This window comes from Actinacidiphila acidipaludis (assembly GCF_019890725.1).
Lineage (GTDB): Bacteria > Actinomycetota > Actinomycetes > Streptomycetales > Streptomycetaceae > Actinacidiphila > Actinacidiphila acidipaludis.
In genome coordinates this window covers 1-15,387 of record NZ_JAINZZ010000021.1, presented here as the reverse complement: position 1 = coordinate 15,387, position 15,387 = coordinate 1, and the positions used below count along the sequence as shown (strand labels likewise).

Below are 15,387 nucleotides of genomic sequence, written 5' to 3'. Positions count from 1 at the left end.
TCGCCCGGGAGGCCGGAGGGGGCCTCCCGGTCGACGGGCTCCGCTACTCCGCCGCCGACTTGATGCCCCGCAGGGTGGCCTCCATCCCCGCGCGGAGTTCGTTCAGCCGGAAGGCGACGATCTCCTCCTCCCGGTCGGGCCGGTGGTCGAGGGCGAGGGAGACCCCGCTGCGGCCCGGGCCGATGCGGACGGACAGGCGCAGACGGGTGCCGCCGGCCTCGGGCTCGAGTTCGAACCGCCAGGACGCCATGCACCGCGCGGGATCCAGTGTCGGTTCGCCGTACCGGCCGTCCGCGTCCGTGACGGCCCAGGCGAACACCCGGGGTTCGTCCAGCTCGACGACGTGGGAGACCGTTCGCCACTCACCCAGTTGCGGGTGGTGGTTCCAGCCCTCGAAGCGCGCACCGACCAGGGGCCGGTCCGCCTCGCCCATCCAGGCGACACGCCGCAACTCGGGGCTGAGCCGGGCCGGCAGACGGATGTCGGTCACCAGCTCCCAGACCCGCGCCACGTCCGCCTCGACGTGAACCGCGCAGCCCACGCCCGGACCCTCGGCCAGTCTCATGTCGCCCCCTTCGAGGTCGGATCCCGTGATCATTCACGGCCGAGATCCGCTTCCGCAACAGGGCGCGAACGCCTCCCGGGCGGCCGGGTCACGGAAAGCGCAACGCGACTCCCCAGCACCACTGTTGACATGTGCACAGCGCACCCGGTGTGCTGAGGGGGACCGACCGGTCCGCCCACACCCCCACCGTCGCGCATGGCGGCCCCCACGCCGCCGGGAAGCGGAGCCCATGGTCCACCTGATGCCACGTCACCAGCACCGCCCGCGAGGAACCCGCGAACGCGGGACCCGTACCCTCCTCGCCGCGCTCGCCTGCCTCCTGCTGAGCCTCGTTCCCGGCCTCGTCCGGGCCGACCAGGCCCACGCGGCGACCGCCGTCTGCAACACCTACTGCGACGGCCGCGACCCGGCCGCCGCCCCGGCCGACCGTGTCCCGGTCAGCACCTCGATCTACTCCCGCACCATCCAGCTGCACATCGATGACAACGATGCCATGGGCTGGGCCTCCATCGGCAACGGCAACGCGGGCGACGAGGTCTGGCTGGACCGCTCGTTCGACGGGGGCGCCACCTGGGCCTCCGGCAGCAAACTCGGCGACACCACCACGCCGTCGGGGTCCCGCGGCTGGCGGACCCTGATGTACAACGTCGACGACTGGAACAACACCGGCGTCGGCGCCCTGCGCGCCTGCGGCAAGGCCGGCGACCGGCCGGAGATCGCCTGCACGGCCTGGGCCCGGTCCAACTGGAACGCCTGGAGCCCGAGCACCGCCGCCGCCACCACGCTGATGATGAGCTGGGACCGCGGCACCGGCCTGTTCGGCGGCAACGGCTGGTGGACCGCCGCCAACGCCCTGACGTCGATCATCGACAACGTCCGTACGAGCGGCATGCCCAGCTACACGTACGCCGTCTCACGCACGTACGATCTCAACGTCAACGCGCGCGAGGGGCAGTTCCGCAACGACTACCTCGACGACACCGCCTGGTGGGGCCTGGCCTGGGTCGACGCCTACGACCTGACCGGTGACAGCCGCTACCTCAACACCGCCCGCGCCGACGCCGACCACATGTTCTCCTACTGGAACGGCACCTGCGGCGGTGGCGTGCAGTGGAACGAGACCAACGGGTACAAGAACGCCATCACCAACGAGCTCTACCTGGAGCTCAACGCGGCCCTGCACAACCGCATCTCCGGCGACTCGGTGTACCTCGGCCGCGCGCGGAGCGAGTGGTCGTGGTTCCAGGCGAGCGGCATGATCAACGGCTCGCACCTGATCAACGACGGCCTGAGCAGCGCGTGCGTCAACAACGGCCAGCCCACGTACACCTACAACCAGGGGGTGGTCCTGGGCGGGCTGACCGAGCTGTACAAGGCGACCGGCGACAGCACCCTGCTGACGACCGCCCGCACCCTGGCGAACGCCTCGACGTCCGCGACCTCCCTCAACTCCGGTGGTGTGCTGCACGAGCCGGGTGAGTCCGACGCCTGCGACAACGACGGCGCGTCCTTCAAGGGCGCATACGTCCGCGGACTGCGGGACCTGGACAAGCAGCTGTCCGACCACCCCTACAACGGATACCTGGACACCCAGGCCAACGCGGCGCACGCCGGCGACCGCAACGCCCTGGACGCTTACGGCCCGCACTGGAACGGCCCGCTGACCGGTACCGGCTACGGCTGCCAGCAGAGCGCACTCGACGCGCTGACGGCTTCCGAGGCCACCTGATCCCCGGACGAACCTCCCGGCACGCCGCCGCCCGCCCCGGAAGTCCGGGGCGGGCGGCGGAGCCGTGCGAGACGCGCCGGGCCGTGCGAGTCGCGCCGGCCGTGCGTTCAAGCGGTGGGTCGGCCGGCGGCCGCCTCAGCGCCTCAGCCGATGGCGACCGCGAACACGTGGATGCCGCTGTCGTCGGGCAGCGTCACCAGGGCCACGGTCTTGGACGGATCGAGCGCGCCGCCCGTGGTGTAGAGGCTGACGGCGTGGTTGCCCAGGGTGTCGCCGGGCGGGCGGTTCCAGTTGGCGGTGGTGACCGCCAACTGGCTGTTGCCGCTGGCCTTGTTGCTGTACCAGTCCGGGAAGTCCACGGCGATGTCGGCCGCCGTCCCGTCGGTGTAGGTGACCTTGACCGTCCCGGAGTGCGCCGAGCTGATGCCGGTGCCGAGCAGCCCGATCCGGCCGCCCTGCCCGGAGACGCGGATGGCCTGGCCGGCGGCGGCGACGTTGTCGGGCCGGCCGGGCTGGGTGTCGGGCCAGGCGTACGTCAGGCCGTTGGCCGTGACCTGGGCGCCGGGGGTGTAGCCGACCGCCGCGAGCTGGGTGGCGGACAGGCTGTAACCGCCCGGGTCGAGCTTGCCGGTGCCGGGGTCGCTGTCGGCGCTGATGCCCGCGTTGTCGAAGGCGGCGGCGACCGAGGCGTACGGCACGGTGGTGGCCGCCTTGGTGCTGCGGTTCTGGAGACCGCCCAGGTCGAACGCCGCGGTGCCGGTGAGCGTCGCCGCGCCCGGGGTGGCGGCCGCCGGGGCGGTCACCTTCCAGGTGGTGGTGGCGGTGCCGTGCGGGCGCACGACGGGGATCGCCGCGGAGGAGCCGGCCGCGGGCGCGGCGGTCCAGCCGCCGGGCACGGTGAGCCCGAGGCGCAGCCCGGCGACGGGGAAGTCACCGGAGTTGGTGAACGTGGTGGTCACCGTCTGCGTGGTGCCCGCGTCGGTGGTGGCGGGCGCGGCCACGGCCACGGACTGAGCGCCGGTGGTCTTGTGCACGGTGACCGCGGTGCTCAGCGGGGTGGCGGCGGAGGACTCGCCGACGTACAGCGGGTAGCGGCCGTCGAGCACCGTCCAGTCGTGGGCGCCGCTGTCCCACACCCGCAGGTCGTCGGCGGTCAGCGTGAGCCGGACCGTCTTGGTCTGACCGGGCTCCAGCGAGACCTTGGCGAAGGTGGCCAGGGTCTTCGGCGGCTCGCCGGAGCCGGCCGGGTGGCCGAGGTAGAGCTGCACCACGTCGGTGCCGGCGCGGTGGCCGGTGTTGGTGACGTCCACGGAGACGTTCACCGGGGCGCTGCCGTCGGGGGCGACGGTGAGGACGCCCGGTGCGCCGCGCAGACCGGACAGGCGGAAGGTGGTGTACGTCAGGCCGTAGCCGAAGGGGAACAGCGGGGTCTGGTTCTCCTGCTGGTACCAGCGGTAGCCGACCTCGAGGCCCTCGCTGTAGGTGTAGACGCCGTTCACCGCCGGGTAGCGGCCGGGCGCGGCGGCGGTGGGCGTCTGGGTGTCGGAGGCGGGGAAGCTGACCGGGAGCCGGCCGCCGGGGGCGGCGTCGCCGGTGAGCAGCGCGGCCAGCGCGTTGCCGTCCTCCTGGCCCGGGTACCACATGTCGAGGACCGCGGGGACCTCGGACAGCCACGGCATCAGCACGGGGGCGCCGGCCCGCAGCACCACGATGGTGCGGGGGTTGGCGGCGGCGACGGCGCGGATCAGGTCGTCCTCGTTGCCGGGCAGCGCGAGCGTCTTGCGGTCGGAGCCCTCGCTGGAGGAGTCGCCGACCACGACGACCGCGGCGTCGGCCTTGGCGGCGGCGTCCGCGGCGGCCTGCAGGCTCGGGTCGGGCAGGCCGGGCGCGCTCCAGCCGATGGAGACCGAGGCGCCGCCGGCGTTCTCGTAGTACTCCACCTTCAGGCTGTGCGGCTCGCCCGCGGTGAGCTGCACCGGGGTGCTCTTGACGGTGCTGACGCCGTGGTCGCCCCAGTTGTCCGCGATGAGCTTGCCGTCGAGGTAGACGCGGCTGCCGTCGTCGCTGGTGGCGCCGAAGGTGTAGGCGCCGGTGGCGGGCGCGGTGAGGGTGCCGGTCCAGCGGGCGGAGAACCCGTCGGCGGGCAGCGACGGGTCGGGCGAGCCGGTGCCCCAGTCGAAGTCGATGGTGCTGTCGCTGCGGGTCAGCACCGGCGTGCCGGACAGCGTCGGGTTGGCGAAGTACTGGCCCTGCAGGCCGCTGAGGGCGGACGCCGGGATCGGCGGGACGCCGCTGCCCTGGCCCGCCTTGACGGAGGTGACGGCCACGCCGTCACCGAGCCGGGCGCGCAGCCCGCTCAGCGGGTCGACCTTCTTGTAAGGGGTGACCGCCGAGCTGCCGCCGCCTCCGGTGACCGCGGTGTCGGCGTTGGGGCCGATGACGGCGAGCGAGGTCAGCCGGGAGGTGTCCAGCGGCAGGGTGTTCCCGCTGTTCTTCAGCAGGACGCTGCCGTCCTCGGCCGCCTGGCGGGCGAAGGCGCTGTCCTTGTCGTAGTCGACGGCGGGCGGGGGCGAGGCGGGGTCGAACTGCCCGGTGCGGAACTCCAGGCGCAGGATGCGCCGGGCCGCGTCGTCGAGCACGGACTGCGGGACGTGGCCGGCCGCGACGGCCGCGGGGAGCTGCTGGAAGTAGGTGGTGCCGCTGAACTCCTGGTCGAGCCCGGCCAGCGCGGAGGCGACGGTGCTGTGGTTCGCCGGGTAGTCGGTGTCGATGGCGCCGTCGAACTTCCAGGTGTCGATGAGGATGTCGCGCAGGATCGTGGCGTTCTCGCACGCGTAGGTGCCGTTGACCTTGTTGTACGCGCACATCACGGACCAGACGTTCGCGTCCTTGACCGCCTTCTCGAAGGCGGGCAGGTAGATCTCGTGCAGCGTCCGCTCGTCGATGTTCGAGCTGGAGGTGGTCCGGGCGTTCTCCTGGTTGTTGCCCGCGTAGTGCTTGACCTGTGCGGCGACGCCCTGGGCCTGGATGCCCTCGATCTCCGACGCGGCGATGCCGCCGGCGAGTTGCGGGTCCTCGCCGAGCGTCTCGAAGTCGCGGCCGCCGAGCGGGGTCCGCACGATGTTGACCATCGGGCCGTAGATCACCTGGTAGCCGCGGGACTTGGCCTCGGACCCCATCACCGTGCCGTACCGGCGCGCGAGTTCGGTGTCGAAGGAGGCGGCGAGGGAGACCGGGGAGGGCAGCGCGGTGGCCGGCTGGCCGTCGCGGACGCCGCCGGGCCCGTCGGTGAAGCTCAGACCCGGGATGCCGAGGCGGTCGATGCCGGGGATGTAGCCGGTGGCGTGCGAGCCGGCCGGCTTCCCGACGGCCGTCATCAGGGTCGCCTTCTCGGCGTTGGTCATCTGCTGCAGCAGCAGGTCGATCCGCTTCTCCATCGGGAGGCGGGTGTCGAGCCAGGGCCGTGCGGCGGCTGCACCGCCCGCGGCGTCGGAACCGGAAACGCTTCCGGCGACGGCGGGCACTGCCAGGGGTACGGCCATCGCGGCGGCTGCTGCTGCCGCGACGGCGAGGCGGGCCATGCGCATGCGACTCTCCAAACGGACGTCCGTGGGCGCGGATTCACAGGATGAACGCAAACGAGTCGCAGTTTGCGCGTGCGTTCGACACTGCGTCAAGAACTTGAACGCAATTCCTGGGGCTGAACGTTGGCCGATGCACCGATGCCCGGCGGGGACCTCACGCCGCCGATTCCCGGCCGCGGCGGAGGTCCTCACACGTCCCCACACGTCCCCGGGGCGGGCGTAGGGAAATCCCTAGAGCTGGCCGGGTGGGGTTACCGGGGGCAGCACTGAGCCCCAGACTTCCGGGCGTCCCTGTGTCACCCCTCCCCACCGTCACCCTCCCCCCACCACCGGCACGCCGACCGGCCACCCGCCGGTCCCGGGCCGTCGTGCCTCCACGAGAGGATCCGATGAGACGATGAGACGACGCAGACTGCTCTCCCTCGCCGCGGCCGCCGGCGCCGCGGGACTGGTCGTGACCGCGGCCGTCGCCGGCGCCGCGCAGGCCGGGACGGGCGGCGCCCGCCCGTCGGCCGCGACCTGTACTCCCACGCAGGTCGTGGCCAACGGCGGCTTCGAGAACGGCACGACGCCCTGGTCGAGTTCGAGCGGCGTGATCACCAGCGGCGGCGGCCAGAGCGCCCACACCGGCACCCGGTTCGCCTGGCTCGACGGCTACGGCTCCACCCACACCGACACCCTGTCGCAGGCCCTGGCGATCCCGGCCGGGTGCGGCACGGCCACCCTGACCGTCTGGCTGCACGTCGACACCGCCGAGACGACCACCTCGGCGAAGTACGACACCCTCACCGCCAAGCTCGGCGGCACCACGCTGGCCGGCTGGTCCAACCTCGACGCGGGCGGCGGCTACGTCCAGCGCACCTTCGACGTCTCGTCGTTCATCGGGCAGAACGCCACGCTCGCCTTCACCGGCACCGAGGACTCCGGCCTGCAGACCAGCTTCGTGGTCGACGACGTCGCGCTGAGCACCTCGGGCGACGGCGGCACCACCCCGCCGACCACTCCCCCGACCACGCCGCCGCCCGCCGACAGCACGCGCACCCCCGCGTCCCCGGCGTACACGGTCAGCCTGTCGAGCGACACCGCCGGCACCACCTGGACCGGCCACGAGAGCGTCACCTTCACCAACGCCTCGGCCTCGCCGCTGAACGACGTCTACCTGCGACTGTGGGACAACTACCACGGCAGCTGCCCGACGACGCCGATCACCGTGTCCAACGTCTCCGGCGGCACCCCCTCGGCCCTGTCGGTCGGCTGCACCGCCCTCGACGTGACCCTGCCGACCCCACTGCAGCAGGGCCAGAGCGGAACGATCGGCTTCGACCTGAGAATCGTGGTGCCCAGCGGCGCCGACCGGTTCGGGCACGACGGCGCGTTCGCGTTCGTCGGCAACGCGCTGCCGGTGCTGGCGATCCGGGACGCCGCCGGCTGGCACCTCGACCCGTACACCAACAACGGTGAGTCCTTCTACTCGCTGGCCGCCGACTTCCACGTCACGCTCGACCACCCGTCGAACCTGCTGGTGCCGGCCACCGGCACCTCCGTGGACACCCCCGGCACGTCGGGCCGCACCGTGACGACGGCGACCGCGACGAAGGTGCGGGACTTCGCCTGGGCCGCCGGCGCGTTCAGCAAGGTCTCGGGCACCTCGCCGGGCGGGGTGAAGGTCAACGTGTACGCGGTGAGCGGCATTTCGAGCTCCAGCGCGCAGTCGATGCTCAGCACCTCGGAGTCGGCGATCGACGCGCACGCCGCGCGATTCGGCGCGTACCCGTACGGCGAGGTCGACGCGGTGCTCGACAACAACTTCTGGTTCGGCGGGATGGAGTACCCGGGCTTCGTGCTCGACCTCGTCGACAGCAACGCGCTCACCCATGAACTGGGACACCAGTGGTTCTACGGGATCGTCGGCGACGACGAGTACAACAGCCCGTGGCTGGACGAGGCGTTCACCGACTACGCCACCGACCTGGCCGAGGGCAAGACCGGCTCCGGCTGCTGGAACAGCGTCGCCTGGCAGTCCTCCGCGGAGAAGATCACCAACTCGATGGCGTACTGGGACGCGCACTCCTCCCGCTACTCGACGGTGGTCTACGGATACGGCAAGTGCGCCTTGCACGACCTGCAACGGCTGATCGGCGACAGCGCGATGAGCACGCTGCTGCGCGGCTACGCCCAGTCCCACTGGTACGGGGTCTCGACCACGGCGGAGTTCAAGGCCGCGGCGCAGGCGGCGACCACGACGGACCTGACGTCGTTCTGGACCCAGCACCGGATCGACGGATAGGCCTGCGGCCCGCTCGGGGGCCCGGCCCGGCGGTCCTGGCTCATCGGGCCCCGGGCTCGGCCCCGGGGCCGGAACCGGAGCGGGCTCACGGCTCGCACCCGGTTCGCCCCGCGCGGGCGAGCCGCCTCGGGGGGCGCGGATCTCTGCGTCCCCGGCGGCCGCCCCACAGGCCGCCCCGCCCGGCATGGACACCCACGCTGCCGGGCGGGGCGCTCCACTTCCCGCACCCTCGCCCGCATTGCCGCGCGTTTCCCGGGCCTTGGCGTTTCCTTGGGCACCATTGACCCGGTGCCCGCTCCTTCCGACACTGGGGTCACCCGCCCCATTTGTCAGGAGCACGATCGGTTGGTCAGCGACCGCCGAACGGGCCGGATCCGGAAGGCCCCGGAATGACCGAAGCGACGGGCCCCGCCGAGGACGGTGGTGCCGCCCCTCGGGACCGGCATGGGGATTCCGCTGAGAAGTCGGCCGGGAAGCCGTTCGAGAAGTCGGTCGAGGCGTCCGTCGCGGTCGCGCTGGCGGACGCCGCGTCGGCCGCCCGCCGGCGGGGAGCCCCGGCGGTCGCCGCACGCCTGGCCCAACTCGCCGCGGAGCACGCCCCGTCGGACGGCCGCGTCCCCGACGTCGACCTGCGGCTCGCGGCCGCGGAGGACGCGGTGGCCGCGGGCGACTACCCGCTGGCCCGCCGCATCGCCCACCAGGTCCTCGCCGAGTCGGAGCGGCCGGCCGACCGCGTACGGGCCTGGATCGTCGTCGTCGACTCCTGCGGGCAGGCCATGGCGGAGATCGCCGACGTCTTCCCCCAGGCGCTCCAGGACGCCCGGGACGACCCGGAGTTGCTGGCCCGGCTGCACTACCGGCTGGCGTGGCGCGCCTGGATGGTGTCGGGCTCGGCCGCCCGGGCCCTGGACCACGCGGCGCGGTCCGCCGTCCTCGCCCGCCAGGCCGGCGACCGGCGTACCGAGGCGCTGGCGCTGACCCAGCAGTCGGCGCTGGAGTTCTACCTCGGGCGTCCGCGGGCCGAACGCACCCTGACGGACGCGCTGGCCGCCGCACAGGACCCGCGCGTGCTCTTCGACCACAACGGCCCGGTCTTCCTCAAGCACCGCCGGCACCTGCTGCACGACCGCGCCGACGAGGCCCGCACCGAGCTGCGCGCCCTCATCTACACCGTGCGGTACCGGGGTTCGGCCGAGAGCCTGTGCCAGTGCCTGTCCGGGCTGGCGCAGGTGGAGATCCTGCGCGGGCGGTGCGCGCGAGCGCTGGACCTCGCCCAGCAGTGCCTGCGGGTCACCGAGGAGGCCGACCTCAGCCAGGGCCCCGCCTGGTACGCGGTGGCACTCGCCGAGGCGGCGGGCGGCAGTACGGAACGGGCGCTGGCCGCGGCGGAACGGGCGCGGCGGCACAGCGAGGACGACGACGACCAGCTGTTCCTGCCGCGCGCGCTGCACGCCGAGGGGCACGTCCGGCTGCTGCGGGGCGAGACCGCGGCCGCGGTGGAGGCCCTGCGCCGGGCCCGGCGGCTCGAACTCGGCCAGGGCCAGGGCGACCCCGCGGTGCGGCGCTGGCAGGGCGACCTCGTGGAGGCGCTGGTGGCCGAGGGCCGGGTCGAGGAGGCGGCCGGGATCGTCGCCGAGACGCGGGTGCCGGCGGTGCGGCTCGGGCGGCGCGGGGTGCTGGCCGTACTGGACCGCTGCGCGGCGCTGGTCAGTGCCGCGCGGGGTGATCCGGAGCTGGCCGCCGCGCAGCTGGGCCGGGCGCTGGAGGGGCTGGCGGGGTTGCCGTACCCGCTGGAGGAGGCACGGACGCGGCTCGCGCTGGGACGGGTGCGGGCGCGGCTCGGTGACGTGGGGTCGGCACGGGGGGCGTTCACGGAGGCGGCGCGGCTGTTCGGGCGGTGCGGGGCGGATCCGTGGCTGGCGCTGGTGACCGCGGAGCTGGACGGGCTGGCGGTTCCGGGCGCGCGCGGGGACGGGCGGCACCTGGCCGCTCTGACGCCGGGTGAGCGGAGGATCGCGCTGCTCGTGGCGCGGGGGGCCACGAACCGGGAGACGGCGGAGGCGCTTTCGGTGAGCGTCAAGACGGTGGAGGCCGGGCTGACCCGGATCTATCGCAAGCTGGGGCTGCGCTCACGGGTTGCCCTCACCCGAACCTTCCTGGCTCCTCCCTGAGGGCCCGCCCTCCCCTGTCCTGCCTTCCGCCCTCCCCCCGGGGGGCCGCCTCGCGGCGTGCGGCACGCCCCGCACCCTTCGGGGCCCGGGGCCGGACGGAACCCGGGGCACTTCGCGGGACTCAGCCCAAGCGGGAGGCGGCCTCGTGGAGGGTGAGGGTGTCGCGGCGGACGTCGGCGAGGCCGGGGAGGGGCGGGGCCGCGTCGGAGTGGAGGGTGCGGGCCCAGGCGACGAGCTGGCGGCGGAAGCCGGTGTTGCCGGGCTCGGCGGTGTGGGTGTGCCGGGTGCCCAGCCCCGTCGCGGCGTCCCACGTCTCGACGTGCAGCGTGGCCGCCTCGTCCCGCGCGTACGGCGACGGCAGCGTGAGCGTCGCCACCGAGTCCTCCGCGGTGAACTCCAGGATCTCCCGGTAGCGCCGGTGCTCCGGGAGCCGCGCGTGGGTGGCGTCGACCACCAGACCGTCCGCCGGCCGCCACCGGCAGCTCACCGTGTCGCCGCCGGCCCACCGGTCCGCGTGCAGCAGGGTCCCGTACAGGCCGGGGCCGTCGTCCAGCACGGCGTGGACGAGGTTGACCTGGTGGATCAGGGAGCCGCCGAGCCCGCGCGCGTACGCCTCGCGCTGCCCGGCGTCCGCGGCCGGTCCCAGCGCCCGCGCCAGCGCCTCCTCGGCGGGCGGCGGCTGCGGCCCGAACGGCGGCGGGTCGAACGGCAGCAGGTGCGCCACCTGGTGCGGGGCGTTGGGGTCGTGGATGTCCACGACGAGCCGCCGCCCGCGGGCCAGCCGCTTCCGGCAGTGCTCGACGAACAGTCCCACGACCGGGTCGTGCCGCTTCATGTACGCCGCGGCCACCGGGACACCGGCCGCCCGCTCGGCCGCGGCCAGTTCCTCGATCTCGGCCGGATCCAGGCTCACCGGCTTCTCGCACAGCACGGGCAGGCCGCGGGCCAGGCAGGCGAGCACCACGTCCCGGTGGGTCCACCACGGGGTGCAGACCAGGACGGCACGGGCGCCCGCCGCCACCGCCTCGTCCAGGTCGGCGCAGGCGGCCACGCCCGGAAATCCCCGCACGGCCGCGATCCGATCCGGATCGGCCTCCACCACCGCCGCCAGCCGGATGATGTGACGGAGATCACGTAGCTCTCGCAGGTGGGCGGCGTGGGCCACCCTCCCGGCACCGACGAGGGCCACCGGTACCGGAACCCCCGGCCCCGGCTCGGCATTGAACTCCGGCCCGCTCATCGCGGTGCCGCCACCCTGTATCCGTCCACCCGCTCAGGCTAACCACCACCGTTGCGACCGGTGAAAATCCCCCGGTATGGGAGCGGTAAAGAAGACCTTGTTTGCACGGCCAAGGGGCCTTGCCGCCGCCCGTAGCGGAACCGCTCCACCTCACCTGCTGGCAGGCGGCCGATCAGTTGCTAGAGTCGCTTCGGGTCCAGGAAGCGAGCGCGGACCCGAACAGCAGGACGCATGGTGGCGAAAGGGGGAACTCGTGGCCAATTCTGCTCGGAACAACGGTCCGGACGCCGGAGACATCGGACTCGCCCTGTATCAGGTTTTGCGCAGTCATGGATCCTCCGTGCCGGCGAAGGCCACGGCCGCCGCCGGGCTGACCGAGGAGGAGGCCGCGCCCGGCTGGGCGGAGCTGGAGAGCCTGGGTCTGATACGCCCGGGGCGGATGCCGGACGAGGTCGACCCCATCGAGCCCGACACCGCACTGCTGGGCTTGCTGGCCAGGCAGCGCGAGCAACTGCGCACCCAGCAGACGGCGCTGTCCGAAGTCCTCACCTCCGCCGAGTCGTTGATGGAGCGGTACCGTCCCACGGTCCAGCGCGAGTCCGCCGAGATCGAGGTCGAACTCGTCATCAGCGACGAACGGAAGCGGCAGACACTCGCCGAATTCAATGCGTCCATCACGACGTCGACCGGTTCCATGCACCCCGGCCCGCTGCCCGCGTCCGACATTCTCGCGCAGTCGATCAAAGCCGACGAAGAACTCGTCCGACGCGGCATCAAAGTAAGGGCCATCTACAGCCAGAGTGTGGATTCCGCACCGCGTCAAAGGAAATATCTCGCGCAGCTTTCCGCAACAGGGGTGGAAGTCCGGCTGGCGCCGCAAATTCCGTTCGATCTGCTGATCGCCGACACGCACACGGCTTTCATGGTGGCGAATCCGGAGAATCCCTCCGAGGCGGCGATCGTGGTCCGCGGTTCCGCCCTGATCCGCACGTACGTGGCCCTCTTCGAGGACTGCTGGCTACGGTCCGTCCCGTACTCGGCACAGGCCGCAGGCACCTTCGATCCGGACGGCGAGCTGACCGAACAGCACCGCACGACGATGCGACTGTTGGCGAACGGGCTGACAGATGAGCGGATCGCACGCAAACTAGGAGTGTCACTGCGCACTGTGAGTCGCCTGGTGTCGGAGATCATGAGATACCTCCAGGCGGACAGTCGTTTTCAGGCCGGGGTCCTCGCTGTGACCCACGGGCTGGTTTGAGCTGCGCATTCCCGCCATTGCGTATTTACGCACAAGCGGAAGATGGTCGTCAGCTCTGGGCCTTTGCCATCCTTGGTCCGAGTACGACCGTCACCTTGAGGCACCTCCGAGTCTCTTAACCGAAGGACCACAATGTCGCGTTCCCGGCGCAAGATTGAGATAGCTGCCGTTGCAGCCTTGGTCCTCGGCCTGTCGACGACCGGCGCTGTTGCCGCCATCGCCGAAAGCGAGCCGGCCGCGCCGGCCGCCACAGCCGCAGACCCCACCCCGGACAACTGGATCCCGAACGCCACCCCGGACAACTGGATCCCCAACGCCACTCCGGACAACTGGATCCCGAATGCCCAGCCGGCCAACTGGATCCCCAACGCCGAGCCGTCGGCGTCTCCCGACAACTGGATTCCGAACGCCGCCCCGGCCAACTGGATCCCGTAGCCGGACCCTCTCTCTGTCAGCTGTACGGCCCGTGATGATTCGCGGGCCGTACAGCTTTTCTGTGGGGGGTTGTGGGGGGTTCGGTGGTTCTTCGGCGTGCGCTGGGCGGACGGGCCGGAGGACGGGGGTACGACGAGGTGGCGGCCGCGCTCAGGCGGCGTCGCGACGGCCCGCGGGTAGGGGCTCGGGGAGCGGGCGCGCGATCGGGAGCGTCCGCTGGAGGAGGGTGTCGATCTCCGTCGCCGCCTCGTCCGCGGCCGGGTGAACGGCCAGCCAGCCGAGGTGGCGCCGGAGGAAGGCTGCGAGGGCCGGCACCGTCCGTAGGGGGAGACGGACGGTGCGGCCCTCGACTATCAGATCGGCCCAGGAGGCGAGAGTGCCTCGAATTGCGGCGCGCGCCTCGACAGCCGGCCCGTTCAGGGGGATGCCGGGCCGGTCGATGCCGGTCACTCGGTCGCCGGAGTCCGGCGCCGGTACGAGCGCAACCTCCAACTCGCCGTATACCCGGGGAAGCAAGGCGAGTTGCCGATCCAACCGCTCCTGGCAAGGAACGCACAGGGCAGGGTCCGTGTCGACACACAGGTGTCCGCTACGGAACTCGATCTCCTGCACTGCCCTGTCCCTTCCTCGCTGAGGCGGTAAGCAGAGCTTTCCAGGAAGCGGGTGATCCGGACAATGTCCACCGACGGGCCGGATTCTGCCATGGCGCGTTCGCGCATCTAGGGCATCCCCGGAGCCGACGAACCCCTGGTCACAGGGGATCACCGGTGCCCCGCGACGGTCACTTGGACAGCTCAGCCTCGATCGCCTCGGTGATCTCCGTGGCCTCGGGTTCGGTCCGCGGACGGAACCGGCCGACGACCTCGCCGTCCGTCCCGACGAGGAACTTCTCGAAGTTCCAGGTGATGTCGCCGGCCTCGCCCGCGGCGTCCGGCACCTGGGTCAGCGCGGCGTACAGCGGGTGCCGGCCGGCGCCGTTGACCTCGATCTTCTCCAGCATCGGGAAGGTGACCCCGTAGGTCGCGGAGCAGAAGGTCTGGATCTCCTCGGCGGAGCCGGGCTCCTGGCCGCCGAACTGGTTGCAGGGCACGCCGAGGACGGTGAAGCCGCGGTCGGCGAAGCGCTTGTGCAGCCGCTCCAGGCCCTCGTACTGCGGGGTGAGGCCGCACTTCGAGGCGACGTTCACCACCAGCACGGCCTTGCCGCGGTGGTCGGCGAGGGAGGTGGCGGCGCCGTCCAGGGTGCGCAGCGGGATGTCGTACAGAGTGCTCACGGGGTTCTCCTGAGGGTGGGAACAGCGGGTGGGGCGGAATGGGGGTCAGGCGTCCTGGACGGTGATGCCGAGCGTGGCCGCCAGGGCCGGCGCCAGGTCGAGGAGCTGGCCGGGGCTGATGACGGCGCCGCGCAGGCTGTCGTACCCGTCCGCGAGGTCGATGCTCACCGCGCCGCGCAGGTCGGCCCGGGTCATCGTGGCCCGGCCGAGGCGGGCGCGCTCGATCCGGCTGCCGGGGAACGTCACGCCGTCCAGCACGGCCTCGGCGAGGTCGACGTCCCGCAGAACGCAGTCCTCGAAGACGACGTCGTGCAGGGCGGCGCCGCGCAGGTTCACCGAGTCGAGCTTGCAGCGCCGCAGCACGACGCGGCGCAGCACCGCGCCGAAGAACTCGACGCCGGCCAGGGAGCAGCCGGTGAAGGAGGAGTCGAGCCACTCGGTCTCGGCGAGGGAGACGCCGGTGAACCGCGTTCCGGTGGCCCAGAGCTCGTTGAACCGGCTGCGCCGCAGGTCGGTGCCGGCGAAGACGCAGTCGGTGACGGCGGACTCCAGGAAGCGTGAGCCGCCGGCCGCCCCGTCGTCCTCGAAGCCGAGCCGGTCGAAGTGGACCGTGTCGTAGTCGCCTTCGACCGACAACGGGCCGGTGTGCGGCCGCAGCAGTTCCGCGTACGGCAGATCGGCGAGTTCGTCGGGCACCATCACACCGGTCACCCTACGTCCGGTGTGACGCCGACCGGGGGGACGCCGGGGCCCGCATGCCGCACCTAACGGACATATGGGTCACCGGTTGCTAGCGTGGCCGCTCATGAGCGCCCCGTCGGCGACCGCCCCCACCGTTCCTG

The 15,387-nt window shown here is 72.4% G+C and carries 11 protein-coding genes; 5 read left to right on the top strand and 6 right to left on the bottom strand.

The annotated features are described in order from the left end of the window. Positions 1 to 43 precede the first annotated feature (43 nt). On the bottom strand, positions 44 to 565 hold the full coding sequence (locus K7862_RS18135) for an SRPBCC family protein (RefSeq protein WP_222963680.1): 522 nt from the start codon (positions 563 to 565) through the stop codon (positions 44 to 46). A 241-nt stretch (positions 566 to 806) separates the two neighbouring features. Here K7862_RS18135 and K7862_RS18130 point away from each other — a divergent pair, with 241 nt between their 5' ends. Continuing rightward, positions 807 to 2,294, top strand: a complete 1,488-nt coding sequence (locus K7862_RS18130; RefSeq protein ID WP_222963679.1) for a glycoside hydrolase family 76 protein — start codon at positions 807 to 809, stop codon at positions 2,292 to 2,294. 143 nt (positions 2,295 to 2,437) lie between these two features. On the opposite strand, the gene K7862_RS18125 is transcribed toward K7862_RS18130, so the two are convergent. Beyond that, entirely contained in the window at positions 2,438 to 5,881 is a 3,444-nt protein-coding gene (locus K7862_RS18125; protein ID WP_222963678.1) for a beta-glucosidase family protein, read from the bottom strand. A 394-nt stretch (positions 5,882 to 6,275) separates the two neighbouring features. Between K7862_RS18125 and K7862_RS18120 the strand changes: the two genes are divergently transcribed. Both K7862_RS18120 and K7862_RS38140 read left to right on the top strand, forming a co-directional pair. Then, positions 6,276 to 8,165, top strand: coding sequence for a M1 family aminopeptidase (locus K7862_RS18120; RefSeq protein ID WP_222963677.1), 1,890 nt, complete (start codon positions 6,276 to 6,278; stop codon positions 8,163 to 8,165). A 389-nt stretch (positions 8,166 to 8,554) separates the two neighbouring features. After that, positions 8,555 to 10,336 (top strand): helix-turn-helix transcriptional regulator, encoded by a 1,782-nt coding sequence (locus K7862_RS38140; protein ID WP_222963676.1) that lies wholly within the window; start codon positions 8,555 to 8,557, stop codon positions 10,334 to 10,336. Positions 10,337 to 10,457: 121 nt separating this feature from the next. Here K7862_RS38140 and K7862_RS18110 read toward each other — a convergent pair whose 3' ends face one another. Then, positions 10,458 to 11,576, bottom strand: coding sequence for a Gfo/Idh/MocA family protein (locus K7862_RS18110; protein WP_222963675.1), 1,119 nt, complete (start codon positions 11,574 to 11,576; stop codon positions 10,458 to 10,460). Positions 11,577 to 11,829: 253 nt separating this feature from the next. Between K7862_RS18110 and K7862_RS38255 the strand changes: the two genes are divergently transcribed. Together K7862_RS38255 and K7862_RS18100 are read left to right on the top strand one after the other, a co-directional pair. Further along, a complete protein-coding gene (locus K7862_RS38255) occupies positions 11,830 to 12,837 on the top strand; it encodes a helix-turn-helix transcriptional regulator (protein ID WP_222963674.1) in 1,008 nt (335 codons plus the stop codon). Between the two features lie 177 nt (positions 12,838 to 13,014). Continuing rightward, the gene (locus K7862_RS18100; RefSeq protein ID WP_222963673.1) at positions 13,015 to 13,272 is read left to right on the top strand and encodes a hypothetical protein; all 258 of its coding nucleotides are present in this window, start codon (positions 13,015 to 13,017) and stop codon (positions 13,270 to 13,272) included. Positions 13,273 to 13,422: 150 nt separating this feature from the next. Here the strand turns inward: K7862_RS18100 and K7862_RS18095 are convergent, their stop codons facing one another. From K7862_RS18095 to K7862_RS18085, 3 genes are all read right to left on the bottom strand, one after another. After that, complete coding sequence (locus K7862_RS18095; RefSeq protein ID WP_222963672.1) at positions 13,423 to 13,884, bottom strand: hypothetical protein; 462 nt, start codon at positions 13,882 to 13,884, stop codon at positions 13,423 to 13,425. A 169-nt stretch (positions 13,885 to 14,053) separates the two neighbouring features. Next, a complete protein-coding gene (locus K7862_RS18090) occupies positions 14,054 to 14,545 on the bottom strand; it encodes a glutathione peroxidase (RefSeq protein WP_222963671.1) in 492 nt (163 codons plus the stop codon). 45 nt (positions 14,546 to 14,590) lie between these two features. Further along, on the bottom strand, positions 14,591 to 15,244 hold the full coding sequence (locus K7862_RS18085; protein WP_222963819.1) for a pentapeptide repeat-containing protein: 654 nt from the start codon (positions 15,242 to 15,244) through the stop codon (positions 14,591 to 14,593). Between the last annotated feature and the right edge of the window lie 143 nt (positions 15,245 to 15,387).

Excerpts from the sequence above, each read along its gene's own strand:
- K7862_RS18125 (WP_222963678.1), bottom strand. The coding sequence starts at position 5,881 with ATGCGCATGGCCCGCCTCGCCGTCGCGGCAGCAGCAGCCGCCGCGATG.
- K7862_RS18135 (WP_222963680.1), bottom strand. The coding sequence starts at position 565 with ATGAGACTGGCCGAGGGTCCGGGCGTGGGCTGCGCGGTTCACGTCGAG.
- K7862_RS18110 (WP_222963675.1), bottom strand. The coding sequence starts at position 11,576 with ATGAGCGGGCCGGAGTTCAATGCCGAGCCGGGGCCGGGGGTTCCGGTA.
- K7862_RS18130 (WP_222963679.1), top strand. The coding sequence starts at position 807 with ATGCCACGTCACCAGCACCGCCCGCGAGGAACCCGCGAACGCGGGACC.
- K7862_RS38140 (WP_222963676.1), top strand. The coding sequence starts at position 8,555 with ATGACCGAAGCGACGGGCCCCGCCGAGGACGGTGGTGCCGCCCCTCGG.
- K7862_RS18120 (WP_222963677.1), top strand. The coding sequence starts at position 6,276 with ATGAGACGACGCAGACTGCTCTCCCTCGCCGCGGCCGCCGGCGCCGCG.
- K7862_RS18085 (WP_222963819.1), bottom strand. The coding sequence starts at position 15,244 with ATGGTGCCCGACGAACTCGCCGATCTGCCGTACGCGGAACTGCTGCGG.